This is a genomic window from Nocardioides sp. FY1077 (assembly GCF_058681775.1).
The window spans coordinates 150637-176892 of the sequence record NZ_JBZWDB010000004.1; the positions used below are offsets into that span (position 1 = coordinate 150637).

25 protein-coding genes are annotated in these 26256 nt (G+C 73.8%); 15 read left to right on the forward strand and 10 right to left on the reverse strand.

Annotation, left to right across the window (positions count from 1 at the left end; all coding sequences use genetic code 11):
- Positions 1-48: 48 nt before the first annotated feature.
- A complete protein-coding gene (locus tag AC4OR8_RS15910) occupies positions 49-957 on the forward strand; it encodes a phosphotransferase (RefSeq protein WP_492166567.1) in 909 nt (302 codons plus the stop codon).
- 21 nt (positions 958-978) lie between these two features.
- Here the strand turns inward: AC4OR8_RS15910 and ypfJ are convergent, their stop codons facing one another.
- Entirely contained in the window at positions 979-1950 is a 972-nt protein-coding gene (gene ypfJ / locus AC4OR8_RS15915; RefSeq protein WP_492166568.1) for a KPN_02809 family neutral zinc metallopeptidase, read from the reverse strand.
- A 73-nt stretch (positions 1951-2023) separates the two neighbouring features.
- Between ypfJ and AC4OR8_RS15920 the strand changes: the two genes are divergently transcribed.
- The 3 genes from AC4OR8_RS15920 to AC4OR8_RS15930 are packed head-to-tail and all read left to right on the forward strand — an operon-like array spanning position 2024 to position 6382.
- Entirely contained in the window at positions 2024-3622 is a 1599-nt protein-coding gene (locus AC4OR8_RS15920) for an ABC-F family ATP-binding cassette domain-containing protein (RefSeq protein WP_492166569.1), read from the forward strand.
- A 51-nt stretch (positions 3623-3673) separates the two neighbouring features.
- Positions 3674-4474 (forward strand): enoyl-CoA hydratase/isomerase family protein, encoded by an 801-nt coding sequence (locus AC4OR8_RS15925; protein WP_492166570.1) that lies wholly within the window; start codon positions 3674-3676, stop codon positions 4472-4474.
- Between the two features lie 30 nt (positions 4475-4504).
- The gene (locus AC4OR8_RS15930) at positions 4505-6382 is read left to right on the forward strand and encodes an ABC transporter ATP-binding protein (protein WP_492166571.1); all 1878 of its coding nucleotides are present in this window, start codon (positions 4505-4507) and stop codon (positions 6380-6382) included.
- A 127-nt stretch (positions 6383-6509) separates the two neighbouring features.
- On the opposite strand, the gene AC4OR8_RS15935 is transcribed toward AC4OR8_RS15930, so the two are convergent.
- Entirely contained in the window at positions 6510-7379 is an 870-nt protein-coding gene (locus AC4OR8_RS15935; protein ID WP_492166572.1) for an SURF1 family cytochrome oxidase biogenesis protein, read from the reverse strand.
- A gap of 99 nt (positions 7380-7478) precedes the next feature.
- Here AC4OR8_RS15935 and moaA point away from each other — a divergent pair, with 99 nt between their 5' ends.
- Positions 7479-8468, forward strand: coding sequence for a GTP 3',8-cyclase MoaA (moaA, locus tag AC4OR8_RS15940; RefSeq protein WP_492166798.1), 990 nt, complete (start codon positions 7479-7481; stop codon positions 8466-8468).
- A 13-nt stretch (positions 8469-8481) separates the two neighbouring features.
- On the opposite strand, the gene AC4OR8_RS15945 is transcribed toward moaA, so the two are convergent.
- Both AC4OR8_RS15945 and AC4OR8_RS15950 read right to left on the reverse strand, forming a co-directional pair.
- On the reverse strand, positions 8482-8679 hold the full coding sequence (locus AC4OR8_RS15945; protein ID WP_492166573.1) for an acetone carboxylase: 198 nt from the start codon (positions 8677-8679) through the stop codon (positions 8482-8484).
- On the reverse strand, positions 8676-8996 hold the full coding sequence (locus AC4OR8_RS15950) for a DUF3099 domain-containing protein (protein ID WP_492166574.1): 321 nt from the start codon (positions 8994-8996) through the stop codon (positions 8676-8678). The genes AC4OR8_RS15945 and AC4OR8_RS15950 overlap by 4 nt, the downstream gene beginning before the upstream one ends.
- 120 nt (positions 8997-9116) lie before the next feature.
- Between AC4OR8_RS15950 and AC4OR8_RS15955 the strand changes: the two genes are divergently transcribed.
- The 4 genes from AC4OR8_RS15955 to AC4OR8_RS15970 all read left to right on the forward strand — a co-directional run bounded on the left by AC4OR8_RS15955 (position 9117) and on the right by AC4OR8_RS15970 (position 12667).
- Positions 9117-9329, forward strand: coding sequence for a dodecin (locus AC4OR8_RS15955; protein WP_492166575.1), 213 nt, complete (start codon positions 9117-9119; stop codon positions 9327-9329).
- Between the two features lie 52 nt (positions 9330-9381).
- On the forward strand, positions 9382-10107 hold the full coding sequence (locus AC4OR8_RS15960) for a beta-ketoacyl-ACP reductase (protein WP_492166576.1): 726 nt from the start codon (positions 9382-9384) through the stop codon (positions 10105-10107).
- Between the two features lie 64 nt (positions 10108-10171).
- Complete coding sequence (fabI, locus tag AC4OR8_RS15965) at positions 10172-10942, forward strand: enoyl-ACP reductase FabI (RefSeq protein WP_492166577.1); 771 nt, start codon at positions 10172-10174, stop codon at positions 10940-10942.
- A 27-nt stretch (positions 10943-10969) separates the two neighbouring features.
- Positions 10970-12667 carry a Mur ligase family protein gene (locus tag AC4OR8_RS15970; RefSeq protein WP_492166578.1) on the forward strand — a complete coding sequence of 566 codons (1698 nt, stop codon included), beginning with the start codon at positions 10970-10972 and terminating at the stop codon, positions 12665-12667.
- 562 nt (positions 12668-13229) lie between these two features.
- On the opposite strand, the gene AC4OR8_RS15975 is transcribed toward AC4OR8_RS15970, so the two are convergent.
- The 3 genes from AC4OR8_RS15975 to AC4OR8_RS15985 all read right to left on the reverse strand — a co-directional run bounded on the left by AC4OR8_RS15975 (position 13230) and on the right by AC4OR8_RS15985 (position 18924).
- Positions 13230-14549 carry an HNH endonuclease signature motif containing protein gene (locus AC4OR8_RS15975; protein ID WP_492166579.1) on the reverse strand — a complete coding sequence of 440 codons (1320 nt, stop codon included), beginning with the start codon at positions 14547-14549 and terminating at the stop codon, positions 13230-13232.
- Positions 14550-15136: 587 nt separating this feature from the next.
- A complete protein-coding gene (cphA, locus tag AC4OR8_RS15980) occupies positions 15137-17905 on the reverse strand; it encodes a cyanophycin synthetase (RefSeq protein WP_492166580.1) in 2769 nt (922 codons plus the stop codon).
- A complete protein-coding gene (locus AC4OR8_RS15985; protein ID WP_492166581.1) occupies positions 17902-18924 on the reverse strand; it encodes a cyanophycinase in 1023 nt (340 codons plus the stop codon). The genes cphA and AC4OR8_RS15985 overlap by 4 nt, the downstream gene beginning before the upstream one ends.
- A 60-nt stretch (positions 18925-18984) precedes the next feature.
- On the opposite strand from AC4OR8_RS15985, the gene AC4OR8_RS15990 reads away from it, so the two are divergent.
- Entirely contained in the window at positions 18985-19521 is a 537-nt protein-coding gene (locus AC4OR8_RS15990) for a SixA phosphatase family protein (protein WP_492166582.1), read from the forward strand.
- A 42-nt stretch (positions 19522-19563) separates the two neighbouring features.
- Here the strand turns inward: AC4OR8_RS15990 and serB are convergent, their stop codons facing one another.
- Positions 19564-20778: a phosphoserine phosphatase SerB gene (serB, locus tag AC4OR8_RS15995; protein ID WP_492166583.1), complete on the reverse strand. Its 1215-nt coding sequence runs from the start codon at positions 20776-20778 to the stop codon at positions 19564-19566.
- Between the two features lie 60 nt (positions 20779-20838).
- Here serB and AC4OR8_RS16000 point away from each other — a divergent pair, with 60 nt between their 5' ends.
- The gene (locus AC4OR8_RS16000) at positions 20839-21264 is read left to right on the forward strand and encodes a nuclear transport factor 2 family protein (protein ID WP_492166584.1); all 426 of its coding nucleotides are present in this window, start codon (positions 20839-20841) and stop codon (positions 21262-21264) included.
- On the opposite strand, the gene AC4OR8_RS16005 is transcribed toward AC4OR8_RS16000, so the two are convergent.
- Positions 21261-22013, reverse strand: coding sequence for an Rv1486c family protein (locus AC4OR8_RS16005; RefSeq protein WP_492166585.1), 753 nt, complete (start codon positions 22011-22013; stop codon positions 21261-21263). The two genes, AC4OR8_RS16000 and AC4OR8_RS16005, sit on opposite strands and share 4 nt — an antisense overlap.
- A gap of 62 nt (positions 22014-22075) precedes the next feature.
- On the opposite strand from AC4OR8_RS16005, the gene AC4OR8_RS16010 reads away from it, so the two are divergent.
- From AC4OR8_RS16010 to AC4OR8_RS16025, 4 genes are read left to right on the forward strand one after another with little or no spacing between them, the layout of a single operon-like run.
- Entirely contained in the window at positions 22076-22873 is a 798-nt protein-coding gene (locus tag AC4OR8_RS16010) for an ABC transporter ATP-binding protein (RefSeq protein ID WP_492166586.1), read from the forward strand.
- Between the two features lie 37 nt (positions 22874-22910).
- Entirely contained in the window at positions 22911-23372 is a 462-nt protein-coding gene (locus AC4OR8_RS16015; RefSeq protein WP_492166587.1) for an NfeD family protein, read from the forward strand.
- Between the two features lie 29 nt (positions 23373-23401).
- Entirely contained in the window at positions 23402-24580 is a 1179-nt protein-coding gene (locus AC4OR8_RS16020) for an SPFH domain-containing protein (protein ID WP_492166588.1), read from the forward strand.
- Between the two features lie 10 nt (positions 24581-24590).
- Positions 24591-25352 carry a sulfite exporter TauE/SafE family protein gene (locus AC4OR8_RS16025; RefSeq protein ID WP_492166799.1) on the forward strand — a complete coding sequence of 254 codons (762 nt, stop codon included), beginning with the start codon at positions 24591-24593 and terminating at the stop codon, positions 25350-25352.
- A gap of 18 nt (positions 25353-25370) precedes the next feature.
- Here AC4OR8_RS16025 and AC4OR8_RS16030 read toward each other — a convergent pair whose 3' ends face one another.
- Entirely contained in the window at positions 25371-26186 is an 816-nt protein-coding gene (locus AC4OR8_RS16030) for a hypothetical protein (RefSeq protein ID WP_492166589.1), read from the reverse strand.
- Positions 26187-26256 lie beyond the last annotated feature (70 nt).

Below are 26256 nucleotides of genomic sequence, written 5' to 3' on the forward strand. Positions count from 1 at the left end.
ACGGCTCGGTTGCGGCCCTGGCGGCCTCCGGTGGGCTACTTTCGGCTCATGTGGCAGCCCGAGGCCGGCTGGCATCGGCTCCCCGGAGGCTCCGGCACCTCCACGGTCGGCGTGTGGCGCACCACCGACGGCGTCCGTCCGCTGGTGGTGAAGCGCCTCGCGTCGCCCGGCGCCGACGACCCCGCCGAGCTCGACGACCCCCACCACTTCGCCTGGTGGCGGCGCGGCGCCGACGTGGTGGAGTCGCGAGTGCTCGACGGCGTGCCGGGGCTGCGGCCCCCGCCCGGCTGCTCGGCCACCGCCGACGCCGAGGGCGTCACCCTCGTGCAGGAGTGGGTGGAGGACGCCGCGGTGAACGGGCTCTTCGCCGCCCACGCGCTGGGCCGCTTCGCCGGCGCCGACCTGGGCGATGCGGGGTGGCTGGCCCGCGACCAGCTGCGTGACCGGCTGCACCGCACCGAGCGCCGCGGCGGCTGGCGCACCCTGGCGCGCACCACCGTCGCCGACGTGGCCGACCACCTGTGGTCGCGGCGCACGACGTACCTCGACGCGCTGGACGCGCTGCCGCAGGTGGCGCAGCACGGCGACCCGACCCCGGCCAACCTGCCGGGCCGCGACGGCGACGACGTGGTGGCCGTCGACTGGGACACCCTCGGCACCGGCCCGGTCGGCGCCGACCTCGGCTACTACCTGCTCTCGGCGCGCGAGGAGTTCGAGCCGCTGCTGGAGGCCTACCTGATGGGGCTGCCGGCCGGGCTGGCGACCCGCGAGCAGGCGGCGCTCGGCGCCCGGGTCACCGCCGTGTTCACCGCCCTCAGCCGTGCGGAGTGGGCACTGGCCCGCGTCGCCGGGGGAGAGGGGGCCCTGGCGGGCAAGTTCAGCCACCCCGCCGTGGCGCCGCACCTGCGGGCGCTGCAGCGCCAGGTGCCCCTGGTCGAGGCCCTGCTCCGCCGCTGAGCCCGCCGGTCAGCGGCCCGCTCAGAGCTCGCTGGCGGCGAACGTGTCGCAGTCGTCGAGCGTGCCGCCGCCGTAGCCCACGGAGAACCACTTCTGCCGCGACGCCGCGGACCCGTGGGTCCAGCTCTCCTCGTCGACGGTGCCCTGGGCCTGCTGCTGGATGCGGTCGTCGCCCACGGCGGCCGCCGCCTCGAGGGCCTGGGTGATGTCGTCGTCGGTCAGCTCGGTGAACAGCACCTGGCCGTCGGCGTCCTCGGTGGTGGTGGCGGCGCGGGCCCACATGCCGGCGTAGCAGTCGGCCTGCAGCTCCAGGCGCACGGCGTCGGACTCCGGGCCCTGCTGCGTGCGCACCTGCCCCATGGTGCCCAGCAGGTTCTGCACGTGGTGGCCGTACTCGTGGGCCAGCACGTACGGCTCCACGAACCCGCCGTCGGGCCCACCGAGCTGGTCCTCCAGCACCTGGTCGAAGAACGTGGTGTCGAGGTAGATCGTCTCGTCGGCCGGGCAGTAGAACGGCCCCGTGGCCGAGCTGGCCTCACCGCAGCCGCCGGTGGAGACCGACCCGGTGAAGGTGACCAGCGCCTTCTCGGCGCGGAACCCGTCGCCGAGCTCGTCGGTCCAGAAGTCGGTCAGCGAGTTCTCGACCGCCACCCGGGCGCAGTCGGTGGACTCGTTCGCGTCCTCGCCGGTCTCGCAGGACGCGTAGCGGTCGGTGCCGCTCGCGCTGTCGCCGGCACCGGTGATGCGGCTGGTGTCGAACACCGACGACGTGCCGCCGCCGCTGTCGAGCAGGCCGGTGCACTGGGTCAGCACGAGGAACAGCACCACGACGACGATGCCGGCCACGCCGCCGCCGCCCGCGACGCCGCCGGGGATGGGCATCCCCCCGCCGCCGAGCGACCCGCCACCGCCCATCGTGCCGCCGCGCGAGCGACCGCGCCCGGTGTCGCGGGTGCGACGGGTGTCGAGGCGGGCCTTGGGGTTGAATCGCATGGGGGCTCCTGTGTCGCATCGCACGGGCTCGTGGTCGGGAAGGGCGCTGAGCGCGCCTAGACTAGTGACCCTGATGATCACCGCCCACCAGCTCGAGGTCCGTGCCGGCGCGCGACTGCTCATGGAGAACGTCAGCTTCCGGGTCGCCGCGGGCGACAAGGTCGGACTCGTCGGCCGCAACGGCGCCGGCAAGACCACGCTGACCAAGATCCTCGCCGGCGACGCCGCACCCGCAGCCGGCTCGGTGACCAGCACCGGCGACGTCGGCTACCTGCCCCAGGACCCGCGCACCGGCGACCCCGAGGTGCTCGCCCGCGACCGGATCCTCAGCGCCCGCGGGCTCGACGACGTCGTGCGCCGCCTGCGCGAGGCCGAGGAGCTGATGGCCTCCGCCGACGGCGACGTCGCGGAGAAGGCGATGAAGCGCTGGACCCGTGCCGACGCCGAGCTGCACGCCGGCGGCGGGTACGCCGCGGAGTCGGAGGCCGCGACCATCGCGGCCAGCCTCGGCATCCAGGAGCGAATCCTGGGCCAACCGCTGAAGACGCTCTCGGGCGGGCAGCGTCGCCGCGTCGAGCTGGCCCGCATCCTGTTCTCGGGTGCGGAGATCCTCATCCTCGACGAGCCGACCAACCACCTCGACGCCGACTCCATCGCCTGGCTGCGCGACTTCCTCAAGGCGCACCGCGGCGGGTTCATCGTGATCAGCCACGACAACGCGCTGCTCGAGGAGACCGTCAACAAGGTCATGCACCTCGACGCCAACCGCACCGCGATCGACGTCTACAACATGGGCTGGCACCACTACCTCACCCAGCGCGAGACCGACGAGAAGCGCCGGCGCCGCGAGCGGATGAACGCCGAGAACAAGGCGAAGACCCTCACTGACCAGGCCAACAAGATGCGCGCCAAGGCCAGCAAGGCCCAGGCGGCGCAGTCGATGCTCAAGCGCGCCGAGAAGATGATGTCCGGGCTGGAGAACGAGCGCGCCGCCGACAAGGTCGCCCGCATCACGTTCCCGGCCCCCGCGCCGTGCGGCAAGACGCCGCTCACCGCCGAGGAGCTGTCGAAGGCGTACGGCTCGCTCGAGGTCTTCACCGGCGTCGACCTCGCCATCGACAAGGGCTCCCGCGTGGTCATCCTCGGCCTCAACGGCGCGGGCAAGACCACCATGCTCCGCATCCTCGCCGGCGTCGACCAGTCCGACACCGGACGGGTGGTGCCCGGCCACGGCCTCAAGCTCGGCTACTACGCCCAGGAGCACGAGACCCTCGACACCGACCGCACGGTGCTCGAGAACATGCAGAGCGCCGCTCCCCAGCTCTCCGACACCGAGACCCGCAGCGTGCTCGGCTCGTTCCTCTTCTCCGGCGACGACGCCAACAAGTCCGCCGCCGTGCTCTCCGGTGGGGAGAAGACCCGCCTGGCCCTGGCCAGCCTGGTGGTCTCCAGCGCCAACGTGCTGCTGCTCGACGAGCCGACCAACAACCTCGACCCCGCCTCGCGCGAGGAGGTGCTCGCCGCGATCCGCAGCTACCAGGGCGCGATCATCCTGGTGACCCACGACGAGGGCGCGGTGCGGGCCCTGGAGCCCGACCGGGTGCTCCTGCTGCCCGACGGCGACGAGGACCTGTGGAACGACGGGTACGCCGACCTGGTGTCGCTGGCCTGACCGGCCCGGTCCGGGCACGTCGCCGTCGGTGGGGGTTCCTACACTCGGCCCATGACCGCACCGGACCCCGACCTCCTCGCCGCCGCGCACCTGCGCCTCGACCGCACCGGCCCGGTGGTCACGGTGACCCTCGACCGCCCCGAGGCCCGCAACGCGCAGACCCCCACGACCTGGCGCGCCCTGGCCGCGATCGGCGACTCCCTCGACGACGAGGTCCGCGTCGTGGTGGTGCGCGGGGCCGGGGGCAGCTTCTCGGCCGGTCTCGACCGGGCGATGCTCGACCCCACCCGCGCGCAGGACGGGGTGGAGAGCGTGGCCGACCTCCTCGGCCTCAGCGACGCCGAGATGTCGGCCACCATCGACGACTACCAGCGCGGCTTCACCTGGCTGCGCGACCCGCGGTGGGTGTCGGTGGCCGCGGTGCAGGGCCACGCCATCGGCGCCGGCTTCCAGCTGGCGCTGTCGTGCGACCTGCGGGTGCTCGGCGACGACGCCCAGCTGTGCATGAAGGAGTCGGCGCTGGGTCTGGTGCCCGACCTCACGGGAACAAAGCCGCTGGTCGAGGCGGTTGGCTACAGCAGGGCGCTGGAGATCTGTGCGACCGCCCGGGTGGTGCCGGCCGACGAGGCCGTCGCCATCGGTCTCGCGCTGGCGGCCGTGCCGACCGACCAGCTCGACGACACGGTCGCCCACCTCGTGGCCGCCCTGGTCGCGCCGATGGTCGGTGCGGTCCGCGAGACCAAGCAGCTCCTGCTCACCGCGTCCTCCGCCACCCTGGACGAGCAGCGGCGCCTCGAGCGCGAGGCGCAGGGGCGCCGCTTCCGCGAGGTGGCGCAGCTCCTCGGTGGCTGAGCACGACGAGAGAAGGCGAGCGTGTCGGGAATGATGGGAGCAGGCGCCTCGTGGCGCACCCTGCGCACCGACCGCAGCGTGGTCGACAACAAGATCGAGCGCCACACGGTGCGTCGGGTGCTGGGCTTCGCCCGGCCGCACCGCCGCCTGATCGGGGTGTTCCTCGCCTTCACGGTGATCGACGCCGCCACGGTCGTGGTCGTCCCGCTGCTGGTGCAGCGCATCGTCGACGACGGCATCCTGGCCGGTGACCGGTCGCTGGTGACCGTGCTCGCCCTGGCGATGGGCGGCTTCGCGGTGTTCAGCGCCGTGCTGAGCGTGCTGAGCGCGTGGTTCTCCTCGCGAATCGGCGAGGGGCTGATCTTCGACCTCCGCACCCAGGTGTTCGCCCACGTGCAGCGCCAGTCGATGGCGTTCTTCACCCGCACCCAGACCGGTGCGCTGGTCTCTCGGCTCAACAACGACGTGATCGGTGCGCAGCGGGCGTTCACCTCCACCCTGTCGAGCACCGTGTCCAACACCATCGCCGTGCTCGTCGTCGGCATCACCATGCTGGCCCTGAGCTGGCAGGTCACGCTGCTGTGCCTGACCCTGTTCCCGCTGCTGTACGCCGCGTCGCGGTGGGTCAGCGGCCGGCTCGCCGGGATGACCCGCCAGCAGATGGACGGCAACGCCAGCCTCGGCAACGTGATGACCGAGCGGTTCAACGTCAGCGGCGCGATGCTGCTGAAGCTGTTCGGCCGGCGCCGCGAGGAGGATGTGCTGTTCGCCGAGAAGGCGGCGGTGGTGCGCGACCTCGGCGTCCGCATCACGCTGGTCACCCGGGTCTTCGGCGCCACCATGATGCTGGTGCCGGCGCTGGCCACCGCGCTGGTCTACGGCGTCGGGGGACAGCTGGCGATCTCCGGCACGCTGAGCGTCGGCACGCTGCTCGCCCTCGCCACCCTGCTGCTGCGCCTGCTCGGACCGCTGCAGGGGCTGTCCAACGTCCGCATCGACGTGATGACCGCGCTGGTCAGCTTCGAGCGCGTCTTCGAGGTGCTCGACCTCCCGTCGCTGATCGTCGAGAAGCCCGGGGCCCACGCGCTGGCGCCGTCGGCGTCGCGGGTGGAGTTCGACCACGTCGACTTCACCTACCCCGGCGGTGACACGGTCTCGCTGCGCTCGCTCGAGGCGGTCTCCCGCGTTGAGCAGCATGAGCCGGTGCAGGTGCTCCACGACCTGACCTTCACCGCCGAAGCCGGACGCATGGTCGCCCTGGTCGGCCCGTCGGGGGCCGGCAAGACCACGGTGACCCACCTGGTGGCCCGCCTCTACGACGTCGACTCCGGCGTGGTGCGCGTCGACGGGCGCGACGTGCGCGACGTGACCCTGCAGTCGCTCGAGGACGTCGTCGGCTACGTCACCCAGGACGCCCACCTCTTCCACGAGACCATCCGGGCCAACATGGTCTACGCCCGCCCCGGGGCCGACGACGACGAGATCTGGGCCTCCCTGGAGGCCGCGCAGATCGCCGGCCTGGTGCGGCGACTGCCCGACGGGCTCGACACCGTGGTCGGCGACCGCGGCTACCGCCTCTCCGGAGGCGAGCGACAGCGCCTCGCGATCGCCCGGCTGCTGCTGAAGGCACCGTCGGTGGTGGTGCTCGACGAGGCCACCGCCCACCTCGACAGCGAGTCGGAGGCTGCCGTGCACCGCGCGCTCGACGCCGCGCTCGAGGGCCGCACCTCGCTGGTGATCGCCCACCGGCTCTCCACCATCCGCCAGGCCGACCTCATCCTGGTGCTCGACGACGGCCGCATCGTCGCCTCCGGCACCCACGAGGAGCTGCTGGCGCAGGGCGGCCTCTACGCCGACCTCTACCGCACCCAGTTCGCCGCCGAGGGCCACCGCGAGGCCCTCGCCTGACGGAGGCGACTGGTTCGTTGGTCGAGCAGCCGAGGAGCGTCAGCGACGAGGCGACTGTTCGTTGGTCGAGTAGCCGAGGAGCTCCAGCGACGAGGCGTATCGAGACCCGCCCGCAGCGGCAGCCGCGTCAGGCGTCCTCGTGGGCCCGCTCGCGCTCGGCCGCCTCGCGGGCCTCCGCCTCGGCGCGCATGCGGGCGTAGGGGTGGTTGGTCTGGCGCACCTTCTTCTCGCGCGGGGGCCGCGGGGCCGAGGGCACCCGGGGCCCGCCGCGACCAGCACCCCGCCACTCGTCGTAGACGAGGTAGAAGAACCCGAAGAGCGCCAGCGCGCCGAAGAACCACCACTGCAGGCCGTAGAAGAAGTGCGGCCCGTTGTCGAGCTCGGGCAGCTCGACGGGCTCCAGCGCGGTGGCCGGCTCGGGGTCCTCGCTGCGCAGCTCGACGAACCCGTCGTACACCTCGCGCTGCTGGGCCTCGCCGATGGCCTCGGCGGAGACCGCGCGGGTGGCGTTGTCCACCACCTGGGTGCTTTCGCCGGTGCCGTCGGCGCGCACGTAGCCGGTGACGGTGACCTCGCCCGCCGGGGGAGCCGGCACGTCGGCGGTGTCGACGCCGCGGTTGTCCGACGGCATCCACCCGCGGTCGACCAGCAGCGAGGTGCCGTCGGCGGTGACCAGCGGCACGACGACGTCGAGGCCGGAGGCGCCGTCGCGGGTGCGGTAGCGCACCAGCACGGTGTCGTCGGTGTCGTAGGTGCCGGTGGCGGTGACGACCCGCCACTCGTCGTCGGCGCCGACCTCCTGGTCGGGGGCCAGCACGTCGGCCACCGGGGCCGGTGCCTGGTCCTCGTTGGCCCGCACGACCGCGTTGCTCTCCTTGCGGTCCTCGAGGCGGTGGAACTGCCACTGCCCCAGCCACCACGTGGCCACGGCGACCGTCACGACGGCGAGGGCGAAGAGCAGCCACCGCCGGCTGAGGAGGAACCCGAACGAGCGCACGCTCCGAGGCTATCGGGCACGGCCAGCCCGCACGCCTCCCGCCGACGTCGTCACCGGGCGCGGGTGACGGGCCCCACGTAGAGTGGGGTCATGGGAATCATGCCGCTCGCTGACAGGTACGGCAGGGTGGCCACGGACCTGCGGGTGTCGTTGACCGACAAGTGCAACCTGCGGTGCACCTACTGCATGCCGGAGGAGGGCCTCGACTGGCTCGCCAACGACAAGCTGCTCACCGACGACGAGATCGTGCGCCTGGTGCGCATCGCGGTGGAGCACCTCGGTGTGAAGGAGGTCCGGTTCACCGGTGGCGAGCCGCTGGTGCGCCGTGGGCTCGTCGACATCGTGCGCCGCACCCGCGAAGTGGGGCCGGCCCTCGGGCTCTCGATCACCACCAACGCGCTGGGCCTGGCCCGCAACGCCGAGGCGCTGGCCGCCGCCGGTCTCGACCGGGTCAACGTCAGCCTCGACACCGCGCGCGCCGACACCTTCGCCCGGATCACCCGGCGCGACCGGTTCCACGACGTGGTGGCCGGCCTCGAGGCCGCGCAGCGTGCGGGGCTGGGCCCGGTCAAGGTCAACGCCGTGCTGCTGCGCGGGGAGAACGACGACCAGGCGGCCGAGCTGCTGGCGTGGTGCCTGGAGCGCGGGTACGAGCTGCGGTTCATCGAGCAGATGCCCCTCGACGCCCAGCACAACTGGACGCGCGACGCGATGATCACCGCCGACGAGATCCTGGCCATGCTGGAGGCGTCGTTCACGCTGACCCCGGCCAGCGAGCCCCGTGGCAGCGCCCCCGCCGAGCTGTGGACCGTCGACGGCGGCCCCGGCACCGTGGGCGTCATCGCCTCGGTCACCCGCCCGTTCTGCGGCGACTGCGACCGGGTGCGGCTCACCGCCGACGGCCAGGTGCGCAACTGCCTGTTCGCGCGCGAGGAGTCGGACCTGCGCCTGGCCCTGCGCAGCGGCGCGAGCGACCGCGAACTCGCGGACCGCTGGGTGGTCGCGATGTTCGGCAAGCTGGCCGGCCACGGCATCGACGACACCACGTTCCTGCAGCCCGACCGGCCGATGTCGGCCATCGGCGGCTGAGCCGGACCGCTGGTCAGACCGACTGGTGCGGCTCGACGTCGCGCAGGAAGCCGCGCGCGCCGAGGAAGTCCGACAGCGAGGTGCGGTGCTCGTCGCAGGCCAGCCAGGTCTTGCGACGCTCGGGGGTGTGCAGGCGCGGGTTGTTCCAGAGCAGCGCCCACGCCGCCGGGGTGCGGCAGCCCTTGGCCGAGCAGGTGTCGGGCTCGCTCACAGCTGGCGGTGGCTGCCGGACTCGAGCTCGGGGGCGCCGAACGCCGTCCCGCGCAGCTCGAAGCCGTCGGAGCGGATGCCGCTGGCGTTGGCCAGCACGACCGCGAGGTAGGGAAGGATCAGCGCGCCGGCGATCAGGAACGGCCACAGCCAGTCGATGCCGGCGAGACCGGCGACCACGGCGCCGACGAAGCACAGCGAGCGCAGGCTCATCGACAGCAGGTAGCGCTTCTGGCGCAGCGCGATGTCGGCGTCGCGGCTCTCGGCTGCCGTGGTGATGCGGACGACGTCCTCGGTGCGCGTGCGGTCCCTGGCCATGTCTCCATTCTACGGGGGCGGGGGTAGGCGCCCGGGGCGGTGCGCAGGCCCTAGCATCGGCCCACGGCGTGGCGCAGCCAGCCCGCCGCCGACCGTCCCGCCGAGCCACGGAGGCCTCCCATGACCAACCGCACCTACCGCGTCACCGAGATCGTCGGCACCTCGCCGAACGGCATCGACGAGGCCATCCGCAACGGCGTCGAGCGCGCCGGCAAGACCCTGCGCCACCTCGACTGGTTCGAGGTGACCCAGGTGCGCGGCCAGGTCAAGGACGGCCAGGTCGAGCACTTCCAGGTGGGCATGAAGGTGGGCTTCCGCCTCGAGGACGAGTGACCGGGACGGCGCGGCTTGGGGCTACCTCCCGGTAATCGCTAGCGTCGCGGGGGTGAGCGACACCGACACCCCCGCGCCCCGTTCCGTCCTCGTCACCGGTGGCAACCGCGGAATCGGCCGCGCCATCGCCGAGGCGTTCCTCGCCCAGGGCGACAAGGTCGCGGTGACCACCCGCAACGGGGGAGCGCCCGAGGGCGCCCTGGACGTGCGCTGCGACGTCACCGACACCGCTGCCGTCGACGCCGCGTTCGCGCAGGTGGAGGCCGCCCACGGTCCCGTGGAGGTCCTGGTCGCCAACGCCGGCATCACCGCCGACACGCTGCTGCTGCGCATGTCGGAGGACGACTGGTCCTCGGTGGTCGACACCAACCTCACCGGCTCGTTCCGCCTGGTGAAGCGGGCCGCGAAGGGCATGCTTCGGATGCGGCGCGGGCGGATCATCCTGGTCTCCTCGGTGGTCGGGCTGCTCGGGTCGCCCGGCCAGGCCAACTACGCCGCCTCCAAGGCCGGCCTCGTCGGCCTCGCCCGCTCGCTGGCCCGCGAGCTGGGCTCGCGCTCGATCACCACCAACGTCGTGGCGCCGGGGTTCATCGAGACCGACATGACCGCGGGACTGCCCGAGGAGCAGCAGGCGGAGTACCGCTCGCGCATCCCGCTGGGCCGTCTCGGCGCCGCCGAGGAGGTTGCGGCCACCGTCACCTGGCTCGCCGGCCCGGGGGCCGCCTACGTCACCGGCGCGGTCATCCCCGTCGACGGCGGTCTCGGCATGGGCCACTGAGCCCACCCCACGCACGCACCACCCGCGCACCCCTGCGCCCCACCCAGCACCCAAGGAGCACACGATGGGCATTCTCGACGGCAAGCGGATCCTGGTGGCCGGGGTGACGATGGACAGCTCCATCGGCTTCGCCACGGCCAAGGTCGCCCAGGAGCAGGGCGCCACGGTGCTGATCTCCAACTTCGGCCGGGCGCTGAACATCACCAAGCGCATCGCGAAGCGGCTCCCCACCGAGCCGCCCGTGCTCGAGCTCGACGTCACCGACCCCGACCACCTCGCCCGGTTGCCCGAGCTGGTCGGCGAGCACGTCGACGGCCTCGACGGGGTCGTCCACTCGATCGCCTACGGCAACCCGGCGACCCTGCTCGGTGGCAAGTTCATGACCGGGCCGTGGGACGACGTGGCGCAGGCGGTGCAGGTGTCGGCGTACTCGCTGATGTCGCTGACGCAGGCCTGCCGGCCGATGATGTCGCCCGGAGGGTCGGTGGTCGGCCTGACCTTCGACGCGACCGTGGCGTGGCCGGCGTACGACTGGATGGGCGTGGCCAAGGCGGCGCTGGAGTCGTGCTCGCGCTACCTGGCTCGCGAGCTGGGTCCCGAGGGCATCCGGGTCAACCTGGTCTCGGCGGGGCCGCTCAAGACGCTCGCGGCCAAGGCCATCCCCGGCTTCGAGGAGCTGGAGCAGATGTGGTCGACCCGTGCACCGCTGGGCTGGGACAACACCGACCAGGACCCCACCGCGCGCGCCGTGGTGGCCCTGCTCTCCGACTTCTTCGGTGCCACCACCGGCGAGATCGTGCACGTCGACGGCGGCCTCCACGCGATGGGCGCCTGACCGGGCGCAGCCGGTAGCGTCGCGCCGGTGACCTCCCTCGTCGAGCTCCGGGTCCTGGAGGGGCCGAACCTCTACTTCCCCCGCGCGGCGGTGAAGCTGACCCTGGACGTCGGCGCGCTGTCGGCCGCACCGGAGGCGACCGCGGCGCGGTTCGCCCGTCGCATCGGCCTGCGCGAGGCGCGCCCCGGCGCGCCCGGCACAGGATTCCGCCAGCGCTTCGCGCTGCGGGCGGTGGGCCGCTTGTTGCGCGCCGTCGCGGTCGAGGGCGGTACGTCGCGCCTCGCCGTGCGGGTGCGCCCGACCAACGACCCCCACCAGGTGGTGGTGGCCTACCCGTGGGCCCACCGCGAGCGGGCCCAGGAGATGGGCCGGGCGGTGGCCGACGTGCTGGACGCCCTGCCGGGCGCCGACTCGACGGTCGACCTCGAGGAGGCCGTGAGCGCCGCGGCCCGGCGGGTGGCGGCGAGCGAGCCCGGGGCGGCGCCCCACACGATCGTGCCGCAGGTGCCGGTGGTGGCCGTGACCGGCACGAACGGCAAGACCACGACCTCGCGGATGGTCGCCCACATCGGGCGCACCCACGGCTGGCGGGTCGGCTGGTCGAGCACCGACGGCGTGTACGTCGACGGCGTGCTGGTGGAGCCCGGTGACTACTCCGGGCCCAGCGGCGCCGGGCGGGTGCTGGCCCACGAGGGGGTGGAGCTCGCGGTGACCGAGACGGCGCGCGGCGGCATCCTGCTCAAGGGCATCGGGATCACCCGCAACGACGTCTCCGTGGTCACCAACGTCTCCGCCGACCACCTCGGGCTCCAGGGCATCGACACCCTCGACCAGCTGGCGGAGGTCAAGGGGGTCGTCCCCCGGATCACCCGCCGCAGCGGCTGGGCGGTGCTGAACGGCGACGACCCGCGGGTGCTGGCGATGCGCCACGACCTGCGGGCCCGGCCGTGGGTGTTCTCCCGCGACCCCGACGCCCCGGCGATCCGGGAGGTGCTGGGAGCCCGCGGGCGGGCCACCACCGTGATCGACGGCTGGCTGTGCGTGCTCACCCCCCGCTCCGACCCCGACCCGCTGGTCGAGCTGGTCGACGTGCCGATGACGCTGGCCGGGCTGTCGCGGTTCAACGTCGAGAACGCGCTGGCCGCGGCGTCGGCGGCCCTCGCCGTCGGGGTGCCGCGTGACGTGGTGGTGGAGGGGCTGCGCTCGTTCCGCCCCGACGCCGAGCACAACCCGGGCCGGATGAACTGCTTCACGGTCGCCGACGTCACGGTGGTCGTCGACCTCGCCCACAACGAGGCGGGCCTGGAGGCGCTGCTGGAGGTCATGGGCGGCCTGCGCCGCCCGGGTGCGCGGCTGCTGCTCGGCCTGGGCGTCGTGGGCGACCGCCAGGACGACCTCATCACCACCCTCGGCGAGGTCGCGGCCCGCGACAGCGACGTGGTGGCCATCGGCCACAAGGAGCACTACCTGCGCGGGCGCACCCCCGACGAGCTCGACGCGCTGATGCGGGAGGGTGCGGCCCGGGTCGGAGTCGCCCACGTGCCGGCGTACCCGACCGAGGTGGCGTGCCTCTCGGCCCTGGTCGGCCAGGCGCTGCCGGGTGACGTCGTGGGCCTCATGTGCCACGCCGAGCGCGCCGAGGTCTACGCCTGGCTCGCCGCCGCCGGCGGCACCCCCGACGGCCCCGAAGTGCTGGCGGCCAAGGTCCGCGCCGCGACCCCGTAGCCCTGCCCGACCCGGTGGTCGAGTACAGGTACCCCGCGCTGGCGGCGGTGTCGACACGCGCGCTGCGCGCCCTGCCGACCACGAGTCGGACTTCTTCTCGGTGGTCGAGTGCCGAGGAGCGCCAGCGACGAGGTGTATCGAGACCATGGAACCGTCCGCTGGGACTTGCCCGGGCAGGTCCCGGCGGCGGGTTGCGAGGGTTTCGACACGGGCGCTGCGCGCCCTGCCGACCACCGAACCGTCGCCAGCCTCGGTGGTCGAGTGCCGAGGAGCGCCAGCGACGAGGTGTATCGAGACCACGGAACCGTCCGCTGGGACTTGCCCGGGCAGGTCCCGGCGCGGGCTGCGGGGATTTCGACACGGGCGCTAGCGCGCCCTGCCGACCACCGAACCGTCGCCAGCCTCGGTGGTCGAGTGCCGAGGAGCGCCAGCGACGAGGTGTATCGAGACCACGGAACCGTCCGCTGGGACTTGCCCGGGCAGGTCCCGGCGCTGGTTGCGGGGGTTTCGACACGGGCGCTAGCGCGCCCTGCTCGACCAACGAAACGGGAGACGGGCGCGGTCAGGTGAGGTGGGTGGTGCCGCTCGGGTCGACGGCGTACCGGTGTCCGTGGGGACTGGTCCACTCGTACGCCGCGGCCGCGGTGCGGGTGTAGGTCCAGCCGTCGTGGGTCTTCGCCCGGTGGTGGCGTCTGCACAGGCACGCCAGGTTGTCGGTCGACGTCTGGCCTGGCGGGCCGCCGTCGGCGAGTGCCCGGTACGGCTTGATGTGGTCCACGTCGGCCGTCCTGGCGGGGCGGGTGCAGTGCGGGAAGCGGCAGGTGCCGTCACGCAGGACGACCTGCTCGCGCAACCGGTCCGGCACCTCGTAGGCGTCAGTGGCGATCTGCTGGGTCAGGTCGAGGACCGGGCGGACGGTCACCGCGGTACCGCTGCTGGCGCACCAGGTCTTCACCTGCTCGGCGGTCACAAAGCCGCGGGTCTTCTCTACCCGGGCCAGGTGCAGGTCGGTGTCGTCGTGAAGGGCAGCGTCGCTGAGGTGGACGTGCAGCACGACCTGCCGGGCCGGTCGTCGACGCGGCGTCCGGTCTGCCTCGGTGTCGTCGCGAGTCAGGTAGAGAGCGGCCTGGGCGCGGGCGATCTCCCCGACCGCCATCGCGCGGCGCGCGTCGAGCGACTCCTGACATCCCAGCTCGGCCAGCTGAGCGGCGCAGTGCGCCACCGCGGCGTCGAGGTCCAACGCGTCGGCGAGGTCGAGCTCGCCCTGCACGTGCATGGTTCCGAACACCGACACCTGGGAGGTGTCGACGTCGAAACAACGGTCGTCGGCCGCCTTCGCCGCCCGTGCCCGGGCCTGCTGCGGGTCGTGACGGACGATGGCCTCATCCATCAGCCGGTCCAGCGCGCGGAAGCCGATCTTCGACGCCACCGGGGCCACGTGGCGGTCCACGAACGCCGCAGCGTCCGGAGACAGCGCCAGCGTCTCCTCGGCCACCCGACGCGCCCGCCACACCTGCACATCGCCCGCGGCCACCCGGGACCACAGGCGCGGCAACCGGTGGGCGATCTCGAGGGCGTGACCGACGTACCGCATGCCGGCGTCGCTGCTCATCCCGAGAGCGGCGGCGAGCTCGACGACCGCGAACTCCGAGACCAGTGGCGCACCGTCACCGGCGACCGCGGGCTGCTGATCGGTCCCGGGAACGGCCGCGGCGAGGTCTCGGTCGTCGGTCTCCAGCTCATTGGCCGCAGCCCACTCCACCGCCGTGGTCAGCAGACCCACCTCGGCGGCGTCCGCAGCCTGCCGGTAGCACCTCGCGCGCTCCAGCAGCGAGCCTGCTGCGGGCCCCTGGCGGCGGGGGCGGAGGGCGGTCGAGGTCATGACCTCATTCTAGTCGAACACGTGTTCGGGTGCAGCAGTTCTCCACTGGTGCGCCAGCACGTTGCGGGGTCTCGATACGAGCGCTAGCGCGCCCTACTCGACCAACGAGGGGACCGGCGCTGGCGCGCCCTCCTCGACCAACGAGGGGCGGTCGCTAGCGCGCCCTGCTCGACCAACGAGGGGCGGTCGCTGGCGCGCCCTGCTCGACCGGCAAGGGGATCGGCGCTGGCGCGCCCTGCGGGACCAACGGAGAGGACGGCCGCTGCGTGCCCGGCTCGACAAACGAACGCGTCCGCCGTCGGTGGTCGAATGCGGAGACGCCCTTCGAGATGCTCGCCGCGGTCGCTCCTCGAGAACCACACCGGCGACGAGGTGCGTCGAGACCACCCGGCTGTCCGCCGGGACCGGCCGGGGCAGGTACGAGCGGCTGCGGGGTCTAGACACGAGCGCTGGCGCGCTCTGCTCGACCAACGAGGGGCGGTCGCTGGCGCGCCCCGCGTGAGCGACGGAGAGGACGGGCGCTGCGCGTCCTGCCCGACCGACGAGCTCCCCTGGTCGGTCTCGACAGGAGCGCACCGCGCCCGGGGTCAGGCGTCGGCGGGCACGTAGTCGGGGTCGGCGGCGGGGGCATCGGAGGTGACGCCGGATCCGGCCTGGGCCTGGGGGGCCCAGTTCTCGAGCTCGGTCATCACCGCGCCGTGGGTGTCGACGCAGATGACGACGAGGTCGCCCCGGTTGGCGCGGCTCATCGCGTGGCGCACGGCCTCGATCTCGTCGAGCACCTCCTCGACCTGCTTGCAGCGCGCGCCGTCGGCCATCGCCGAGCGGACCCCCTCGATGACCAGCGCGGACACGTCGCCGCGCGCACGTCCGCGCAGCTGGGTGTCCTCGCGCACGATGACGACGTCGAAGTGCTGCGCGGCGATCTCGCCGAGCTCGCGCATGTCCTGGTCACGACGGTCGCCGGCGGTGGCGATGACGCCGATGCGCGAGGACCGGGCCAGCTCGTGGGTGCCGGCCATCGAGTCGCCGACGCGGTCGACGAAGTCGCCGAGGGCGCGCATGCCGGGGGCGTTGTGGCAGTAGTCGACGATGACGTTGACGCCGTTGACCTCGACCTCGTTGAGCCGGCCGGGGGAGAGGTAGTAGTTGGTGGAGAACGTGCGCAGCCCCTGACGGATGTCGTGCAGCGGGGCTCCGGTGGCGAACGCCGCCGCGGCGGCCCCCAGCGCGTTCTGCACGTTCATCCGGGCCCGGCCGTTGAACGTGGCGGGCAGCAGGTGGGTCCAGGCGAGCTGCATCTCGCGGGGGCCGTGCTTCACCACGATCATCTCCCCGCGCTCCGAGGGGTTGAGCACCAGCGCCTTGCCGCCCCGGCGGCAGTGGGCGTCGATCATCTCGCGCACCTCGCTGCCCGGCTCGTCCATGGAGATCCACACGACCTGGCCCGAGCAGCGCCGGCGCATCTCGCGCACCAGCGGGTCGTCGGCGTTGAGGACGGCGTGCCCGTCGCGCGGGACGGCCTCGACGAGCACCGCCTTCACCTCGGCGAGCTGCTCCACGGTGTCGATCCCGCGCAGCCCGAGGTGGTCGGGTTGCACGTTCAGCACCACCGCGACGTCGTTGCGCTCGTAGCCCAGGCCCTCGCGCAGGATGCCGCCGCGGGCCACCTCGAACACCGCGAGGTCGACGCGCGGGTTCTGCAGCACCATCCGCGCCGAGCGCGGCCCGGAGGCGTCGGAGCGGATCAGCAGCCGCTCGTCGATGACGACGCCGTCGGTGGAGGTCATGCCGACCTTGCGGCCCATGCCCTTGAAGATGTGGCTGATCATCCGGGCGGTGGTGGTCTTGCCGTTGGTGCCGGTCACGGCCACGATCGGGATGCGCGCCTGGCTGCCGGGCGGGAACAGCATGTCGACGACCGGCTTCGCGATGAACTGCGGCTCGCCGATCGTGGGGTGAGTGTGCATCCGGAACCCCGGCGCGGCGTTGACCTCGCAGATCGCGCCGCCGGTCTCGCGCACCGGCTCGGTGATGTCGGGGCAGATGAAGTCGATGCCGGCGATGTCGAGGCCCACCATCTGGGCGGCCTCCTCGGCGATCTCGACGTTCTCGGGGTGGGCCTCGAAGGTGCGGTCGATCGAGATGCCGCCGGTCGACATGTTGCCGGTGAGCGCCAGCTTGACCACCGTGCCGTCGGGCGGGACGTCGGTCATCTCGAAGCCCTGCTCGCGCACGAGCGCCACCGCGGCGTCGTCGACGCGGATGCGGGTGAGCACCTTCTCGTGGCCCACGCCGCGGCGGGGGTCGGCGTTCGCGGTGTCGACCAGCTGCTCGACGGTGGCCGCGCCGTCGCCGGTGACCGACGCCGGCACCCGCTCGGCGATCGCGGCGACCCGGCCGTCGATGATCAGGCAGCGGTAGTCCTTGCCGGTGATCTGCGACTCCACGATGATCACGCCGCGCCGCGACTCCGCGCGCGCCACGTCGTACGCCGCGCGCACGTCCTGCTCGTCCTGCAGGTCGAGGCACACCCCGCGGCCGTGGTTGCCGTCGAGCGGCTTGACCACCACGGGATAGCCGATGCGCTCCGCGGCGCGCACGCACTGCTCCACCGTGCGCACCGACTCCTGCTTCGGCACCGGCAGCCCCGCGGCGCCCAGCAGCGTGGTGGTGAGGTCCTTGTCGGAGGCGATGTCGACGGCGATCGCGGAGGTGGCCGAGGTCATCGTGGCGCGGATGCGCTTGGCGTGGACGCCCTGGCCCAGCTGCACCAGGGAGTGCTGGTTGAGCCGGATCCACGGGATGTCGCGGGAGACCGCCTCGTCGATGATGGCCTGCGTCGAGGGCCCGAACGCCGTGCGCTGGGCGCGGCGGATGAACTCCTCCAGCTCGGCGTCCCAGTCGAACTCCGGGTCGGCCTCGACGAGGTGGTTGACCAGGCGGACGGCCAGCCGGCCGGCGGCCAGGCCGACCTGCTCGTCGATGTAGCCGAAGACCACGTTGTAGAGGCCCGTGGACCCCTTCACCTGGCGGGTCTTGCCCCGTCGTACGTCGTGGCCGACGACCTGCTGCAGCGCGAGCGCGCAGTGCTCGGCGACGTGGCCCAGCCAGGTGCCCTCGGTGAGGCGCTCGACGAAGCCGCCGCGCCGGCCCCGCGAGCAGGAGTGCTCGCGCAGCCCGGGCAGCATCTGCAGCAGGGTGTCGGTGAAGCCGGGCAGGGTGTTGGTGGGGAACTTCTCCAGCACGCCGAGGTCGACCACGAGGTGGATCGCCTTGTCGTAGGACCAGATGTTCGCCCCGCGGTAGACCCGGGTCTCGGTGGTGGTGAGGTCGGGGGTGGGGCGTTCGGTCATGCGGGGTCTCCGTCCTGGTCGGGCGCGCTGGTGGGGAGGTCGGCGTCGGCGGGGCGACGTGAGCGGGCGGCCTCGCGGGCCTGGCGGCGCTTGAGCGTGGACGGCGAGGCGTCGCCCGCCGCGATGTCGCGCGCGAGGCGGCGCAGGTCCTGGCCGGCCTCCACCAGCTCGGCCTCCTCGGTGGGGTCGACGGCGGCGACGTGCGGCACGAGCTCGCGGGTGGTGATGTCGAAGGCGGTGCCGGCGGGCAGGACGTGCAGCACGACGCCGCTGGCCAGCAGCGGCGCCGAGCGCTTGGCCTCGTAGGCGTTGGTGACGATGCGAGAGCCGTCCATCACGGTCACCGCGCCCCGCCCGAGCACCCGCAGCACCTCGCGGTCGGTGCCTGTGGCCTCGTCCAGCTGGTGCTCCACGACGGCCGCGGTGTCCTCGTCCACGCCGATGCCGAGCAGCTGCGGCGACTGGGCCACGATCATCAGCAGCCGGCCGTAGCGGCTGCGCTGCTCGAAGTGCTGGTCGATCACCACCGACTGCAGCAGGCCCAGGCCCGCCGCGACCTGCGTCATCCGCTGCTTCGGGGTGGTGCCGCCGACGCCGAACGCCACCATGTGGCTCGACTGGATGCTGGCGCCGGCCGACGTGCCGGCCACCACGGTCCCGGCGAGGTGGGCCGCCACGATGGCGTCGCCGACCGGCGTCCCGCAGACCATCGACGACAGCTTGAGCTGGTTGCCCCCGGTCATGAAGATGCCGGTGGCCTTGCCGAGCGCCTCGACGAGGTCGGGGTCCTGGGCCTCCTCGCGCGACTCCGGGCGCACCGTCACCACCTCGGCGGCGCCCTCGCGGCGGAACAGCGCGTCGTAGACCTCGACGACCTCCGGGCCCAGCGACGACGCCGTCGGGATCACCGCGATCCGCGCCTGGGGACCGCCGGCGGCGGCGACGAACTCCCGCAGGATGGTGCGTCGGCGCAGCTTGTCCTCGGCTCCGCCGATGATCATCAGGGGTCCACGGGGCATGGGCGCAACGCTAGGCCATCCGCAGTTGAGCCCGGTTGCCGCGCCTGTCAGGCTGGCGGCGTGGCAGACAGCAGCACCGAGACGAGCCCCGCGCGCCGCCGCATCGTCGTGATGCGGCACGCCGAGGCCGAGCCGACCGGCCCCTCCGACGTCGAGCGGCGCCTCGCGCCCCGGGGGCTCGAGGATGCCCGTGCGGCCGGTCGCTGGCTCGCGGGGCTCGGCGTCGAGCCCGACCACGTGCTGGTCTCCGCGGCCCTGCGCACCCGCGAGACGTGGGAGGCCGCCGCGGAGAGCGCCGGCTGGAGCGGCGACGCGACGTACGACGAGGGCCTCTACCTCGCCGGCCCGGAGACCGCGCTCGACCTGGTGCGCGAGACGCCCGCCGACGCGGTCACCCTCGTCGTGGTCGGGCACAACCCCACCGTGGCGACCGTGGCGCAGATGCTGGACGACGGCGAGGGCGACGACGAGGCCAGCAACGAGCTCGCCGGCGGCTACCCGCCGTGCGCGCTCGCGGTCTTCGACCTCGACGGGTCGTGGCGCGAGCTCGACGAGCAGTCGGCGCGCCTCGTGGCCTTCCACGTCGCCCGTGCCTGACGCCCGTACCGGTACGACGCGGCCGGCCGCGCCGCGGCGGCCTCAGACGGGCGGGGCGGGGGTGACGATGCCGGCGGCGGCGTCGGCCGCCTCGACCTCCTCGCGGCTGATGCCGAGCAGGTACATGATCGCGTCGAGGTAGGGCACGCTCACCGCGGTGTCGGCGGCGTCGCGCACCAGGGGCTTGGCGTTGTAGGCGATGCCGAGCCCGGCCGCGGCCAGCATGTCGAGGTCGTTGGCGCCGTCGCCGATGGCGATCGTGGCCGCGACGTCGACGCCGACCTCGGCCGCGAACTCCCGCAGTGCGCGGGCCTTGCCGGCGCGGTCGACGACCTCGCCGACGATGCGCCCGGTGAGGCGGCCGTCGACGACCTCGAGCTCGTTGGCGCGCGCGAAGTGGATGCCGAGGTCGGCCGCGAGCCGGTCGGTGACGTGGGTGAACCCGCCCGACACGATCGCGAACCGGTAGCCCAGCCGGCGCAGGGTGCGCACCATGGTGCGGGCGCCGGGGGCCAGCTCGACGGCGTCGTACACCTCGGCCAGCGCCGTCTCCGGCACCCCCTCGAGCAGGGCGACCCGGGTGCGCAGCGACTCCTCGAAGTCGAGCTCGCCGCGCATCGCGCGCTCGGTGACCTCCCGGACCTCGGCCTCGCAGCCGGCGTGCGCGGCCACCATCTCGATCACCTCGCCCTGGATCAGCGTGGAGTCGACGTCCATCACGATCAGGCGCATGCCGTGGCGCAGCAGGTCGGCCGGTTGCACGGCGACGTCGACGCCCTGGGTCGCCGCCTCGGTGGCGAGCTCACGGCGCAGCTCGCGCGGGTCGGCCCCGGAGACGTGCAGCTCGAGAGCGGTGACGGGGTAGCGCGCCATTCGCACGATGCGGTCGATGTTGGCGCCCGAGGCGGCGATGCGCCCGGCGACCGCGGCCATCGCGGTGGCCGTCAGCGGCGCGCCGATGAGGGTGACGTGCACGCGCCCGGCGCCGCGCGACGGGTTGTCGCCGGTGCCCTCCTCGAGCTCCACCGTCATGCCCAGCTCGGCGGCGGTGCGGGCCACGGCCTCGCGCAGCCGGCGGGCGTCGCGCGGCACGGTCACCAGCACGCCCAGGACGAGGCGGTGGCGCAGCACGATCTGCTCCACGTCGACGACCTCCACCCCGGCGCGGGCCAGCGTGTCGAAGATCGCCGAGGTGACCCCCGGGCGGTCGAGGCCGGTGAGCGTGAGGAGCAGGGTCTCGGGGCGCGGCGGGGTCATGGCGGGTCGAGGCTATCGCCGTGGGCGGGGCTGTCGGTGGCGGCGTCCATGCTGGTGCCCGTGACCCCCGACACCCCGGACGCCGTCCCCGCCCCCGACGCCGGCGCGGTGGTGCGGCGCCTCGCGACCGTGCTCGACGAGCGCGACTGGGCCGCGCTCGCCGACCTGCTGGCCGACGACCTGGTGGCGCGCTACGTGCACACCGGCGAGACGTTCGACAAGGCCGGCTTCGTCGCGGTCAACCGCGACTACCCCGGCGCGCCGCGGGTGGTGTGCGAGGACGTCGTGGCCAGCGGCCGGCGGGCGGTGCTGCACGCCCGCGTGGGCGACGCCGACGCGACCTACCACGTCGCGTCGTTCGCCACCCTCGACGACGACGCACGGGTGCGCGAGCTGGTGGAGGTGTGGACCGACGAGGTGGCCGTCGCGCCGCCGGCCCACCGCGCCGCGAGCGGCCGGCCTCCCGCCCACTCAGGCGGGGGCTAGCCCTCCGGGGGCCAGACCTCGGGGGAGCACGCCGCCACCAGCGCCCGGCGTCCGGCGCGCTCGAGCGGGGTGAGCGCGGCACGGCGGGCCTGCACGTCGTGCAGGCTCAGGGCGCCGCCGTCGTCCTCGAGCGCCACCCGCACCAGCGACACGGCCTGCTGCCCGCGGGCGGCCAGGTCGACACAGCGCGCCGGCACGCCGTCGGGAGCGGCGGGGGAGCGGCGGTGGCGCAGGTTCATCAGGGTGTCGGCCACCTCGGGGCGCCAGCGGGCCACGTCGAGGCGCGCCAGCGCCTCGGCGGCGGCGAGCAGCTCGTGGCGCAGCGCGCGGTCGGCCTCGCCCACGTCGGGCAGCTGGCGGCGGGCCGCGCGGTGGGCCACCCAGGTCGTGGCGGCGCCGACGCTCACCGGCACCAGCCCGACGTCGGCGCCGGCCACCACCACGGCCTGCCCGGCCTCGACGGCCTCGGTGTTGAACGGAGCCGGTCCACCCAGGCCGACCAGGTCGCCCTCCACCGGGAACGCCGCACCGAACGACGTCGCGCCCTCCGCCCGCAGCCGCGCCAGGCCGCCGAGCAGCGTCTCGGTGGGGGCGTCGCCGCCCAGACCGAGGTCGGCCAGTCCCGAGACGGCGTGGGTGGCCTCGCCGCCGATCACGGCGTCGAGCACGAGGTCGGTGACGACGCGGCCGCGCAGCCAGGCGGTGCCCCACCACGCGAGCCGCACGGCGGCGGGAAGGTAGTCGTCCACGTCGGGCGAGGCTACGCCGCCGCGCCCGCCGGCCCGGGCGGTGGGCTCGCTAGGGTGGCGCCATGGCTGCAGTGCTGGAGTTCGCCGACGTGACCGTCACCCGCGGCCGGGCCACCCTGCTCGACGAGGTCAGCTGGACCGTCGAGGAGGACGAGCGCTGGGTGGTGCTCGGACCCAACGGCGCGGGCAAGACCACGCTGCTGCAGGTCGCCTCGGCCCAGATGCACCCCACCGCCGGGGTCGCCGGCATCCTCGAGGAGGTGCTCGGCACCGTCGACGTCTTCGAGCTGCGCCCCCGCATCGGGCTGACCAGCGCCGCCCTCGCCGAGCGCATCCCGCGCGGCGAGCTGGTGCGCGACGTCGTGGTCTCGGCGTCCTACGGCGTCCTCGGGCGCTGGCGCGAGGTGTACGACGAGCTCGACCACGGCCGGGCGGCCGACCTGCTGACCGAGCTGGGCGCGGCCCACCTCGCCGAGCGCACCTTCGGCACCCTCAGCGAGGGCGAGCGCAAGCGGGTGCAGATCGCCCGGGCCCTGATGACCGACCCCGAGCTGCTCCTGCTCGACGAGCCCGCGGCCGGCCTCGACCTCGGTGGGCGCGAGGACCTGGTGTCGACGCTGTCGGTGCTGGCCCACGACCCCGACTCCCCGGCCACGGTGCTGGTCTCGCACCACGTGGAGGAGATCCCGCCGGGCTTCACCCACGCGCTGCTGCTGCGCGGCGGTCGGGTCGTGGTCAGCGGCCTGCTCGAGCACGTGCTGACCGAGGAGCACCTCTCGGCGGCGTTCGGCATGCCGCTCACCGTCACCAGCAGCCCCGACGGCCGTTGGGCGGCGCGGCGACGCACCCGCGCCCACTGAGCCCCGACCGGTGCCGACCACCCGCTAGGGTCGGCGCATGGACTGGTTGGGTGACCACGCATGGGCGGCCTGGCTGGGTGTCGCCGCCCTCCTCGGCGTGGCCGAGCTGGCCAGCCTCGACCTGATCTTCCTGATGCTCGCCGTCGGGGCGCTCGCCGGTGGGGCGACCGCCGCCCTCGACGCACCCGTGGTGCTGCAGGTGCTGGTGGCGGCAGGTGCCGCCCTGGCCACCCTCACCCTCGTGCGACCCCCGCTGGTCAAGCGGCTGCACGCCGGCCCCGACCTCGCGCTCAGCCACACCCGGCTCGTGGGCAGCCAGGGCCGGGTGACCGAGAAGGTCAGCGCCCTCGACCACGGCCGGGTCAAGCTCGGCGGCGACGTGTGGTCGGCCGCTCCGTACGACGAGACGCTGGTGATCGAGCCCGGCGAGACCGTCGAGGTGCTGGAGATCCGCGGTGCGACCGCCTACGTGCACCCCGTGCCGGCCCTCGACCCCTGACCCCGCCCCACCCCTCTGAAGGAGACCCCATGGGAGTCGCCATCCTGGTGCTGCTCGCGCTGGTGCTGCTCTTCGTCGTCGTGACGCTCGCCAAGACGGTGCGGATCGTGCCGCAGGCGCGCGCCGGCATCGTCGAGCGCTTCGGCAAGTACAAGCAGACGCTGCCGGCCGGCCTCAACATCGTGATGCCGTTCATCGACAAGGTGCGCTACCTCATCGACATGCGCGAGCAGGTCGTGAGCTTCCCGCCGTCGTCGGTGATCACCGAGGACAACCTGACCGTCGACATCGACACCGTCATCTACTTCCAGGTCATCGACCCGGTCGCGGCGACGTACGAGATCGCCAACTACATCCAGGCCGTCGAGCAGATCACCCAGACGACGCTGCGCAACATCGTCGGCGGCATGGACCTCGAGCAGACGCTCACCAGCCGCGACTCGATCAACTCCGGGCTGCGCGGGGTGCTCGACGAGGCCACCGGCAAGTGGGGCATCCGGGTGGGTCGCGTCGAGATCAAGAGCATCGACCCGCCGGCCTCCATCAAGGACACGATGGAGAAGCAGATGCGCGCCGACCGTGACAAGCGCGCCGCGATCCTCACCGCCGAGGGCCAGCGCCAGGCGTCGATCCTGACCGCGGAGGGCCAGAAGCAGTCGGCGATCCTCTCGGCCGAGGGTGACCGCGAGTCGCAGATCCTTCGCGCCCAGGCCGACCGGGAGGCCGCGATCCTGCGCGCCCAGGGTGAGGGCCAGGCGATCCAGACGGTGTTCCAGGCCATCCACGACGGTCGCCCCGACCAGTCCCTGCTGGCCTACCAGTACCTGCAGATGATGCCGAAGATCGCCGAGGGCGACGCCAACAAGGTGTGGATCGTCCCGAGCGAGATCGGCAAGGCCCTGGAGGGCCTGGGCTCGACGATGAACGAGCTGCGCGGCATCCCGCAGGAGGTCGACGGCCCCGTCACCCGCGTCGACATGGGTCCCCGCGAGCCCCAGGTGCCGGCGGCCGGTGCCAGTGTCGACAGCCAGGCCGCCAGCGCCAACGCCGACGTGCAGGCCGCGATCGCGGCCGCCGCCGAGGCCGCGGCCCCGCGCTCGGCGCGCGTCGCCAAGGCGGCCGACCCGTCGCCCGCCCCGGTGGTGGACCAGGCGCCGGTGACGCCGACCGACCGTCCGGCCTCGCCGGAGGCCCCGCCGGTCTCGTGACGCACACGTGATGCTGCTCGAGGCGGCCGCGATCCTCCTGGCGGGGGTCGCGGCCGGCGCCATCAACGCGGTGGTCGGGTCGGGCACGCTCGTCACCTTCCCCACCCTGCTGGCCCTCGGCGTCCCGCCGGTCACCGCGAACGTCTCCAACAACATCGGGCTGGTTCCCGGCTCGGTCTCGGGCGCCATCGGCTACCGCCGCGAGCTGCGGGGCCAGGCCGGGCGGGCGGTGCGCCTGGGCTCGGCGTCGCTGGTGGGCGGCGTGGTCGGTGCGGTCGCGCTGCTGCTGCTTCCCGAGGACGCCTTCTCGGCCGTGGTGCCGGTGCTGATCCTGCTCGGGGTGGTGCTGGTCGTGGTGCAGCCCGCCCTCACCCGGCGCGTCGCCGCCCACCACGCCCGCGCCGGCACCGAGCGCCCCGCCCGGGCGTGGTGGGTGTGGCCGGCCGTGCTCGGCACCGGGGTGTACGGCGGCTACTTCGGCGCCGCCCAGGGCGTGCTGCTGCTCGGCGTCCTCGGCACCGGGGTCGACGACGACCTGCAGCGGCTCAACGGCCTGAAGAACGTGCTGGCCGCCCTGGTCAACGCCGTGGCCGGCCTGGTCTTCGTGGTCGCCGCGGACGTCGACTGGCGCATCGTGGCCCTCCTCGCGGTGGGCTCGACCGTCGGCGGCGTGCTCGGCGCCCGGGTGGGCCGCCGGCTGCCGTCGTGGGTGCTGCGCAGCGTCGTCGTGGTGGTCGGCCTCACGGCGCTCACCGTGCTGCTGCTCGGCTGAGCGACCGGCCGCCCGCCCTCAGCCGCGCTGCAGGACGTACGTCGACCCGACGGGCACCGCCCGCACGCGGTCGGTGCGCACCGGGGCGGGCTGCGGTACGTCGACCACCTCGCCCGTCACCTCCACCGGCTCGGCCGGCTCCTCCGCGGGGCCGGGGGCCACGTGACGGGGACCGACCACCGGCGCGAGCGACCCGTCGGTGCGGGCGGCACCCCACGCGTCGGAGAAGTAGGCGCCGTCGTTCCGGCCGCGCCAGGTCTCGACGCCGGCCCGCACCCACTGCGGCGTGCGCAGGCAGCGCCGCGGCAGCGACACGCGCACCAGGTCGTCCTCGGTCGACATCCGCGCCGTGCCGCAGCTGTGGGAGGGGTAGGCGATCCAGAAGCCGCACTCGCCGGCGTCCTCGGCCTCCTGCACCAGGGCGTCCCAGTCGGGCTCGCGGTAGACCGACGTCTCCAACTGCCCGCCCCGGCGGAAGTCGTCCACGTCGACGGCCCAGTCGCCCCGCGAGGTCGCGAGGTGGAAGGTCACCGCCGGTGCGCGCCTGCCCGTGGTGTCGGTGAGGTCGGCCAGGCCGGCGGTGAGCACCACGCGCTCCCGGGTGTGGCGCACCGTGAGCCGGGTGAGGTCGACCCCGGTCTCGGCGGCGGCGTCGACCGGGGTCGACGTGGCGCACTCCGGGAAGGAGGTCCACGTCCAGGTCGCCCCCTCGACGTCGTCGACCGGGTCGCCCGCCGTCCAGGCCTCGGCCGAGGCGGTGGGCGGCAGCAGCGCCGCCACCATGGCGGCGGAGGCCGCGGACGCGGCGAGCAGGGCGGGCAGGGCACGGGTCACGAGGCGGGTCCGATCTCGGGGCTTGGCGGGGGCCGGGCTGGGCTGAGCCGGGCCGAGGAGGAGGCGGGTG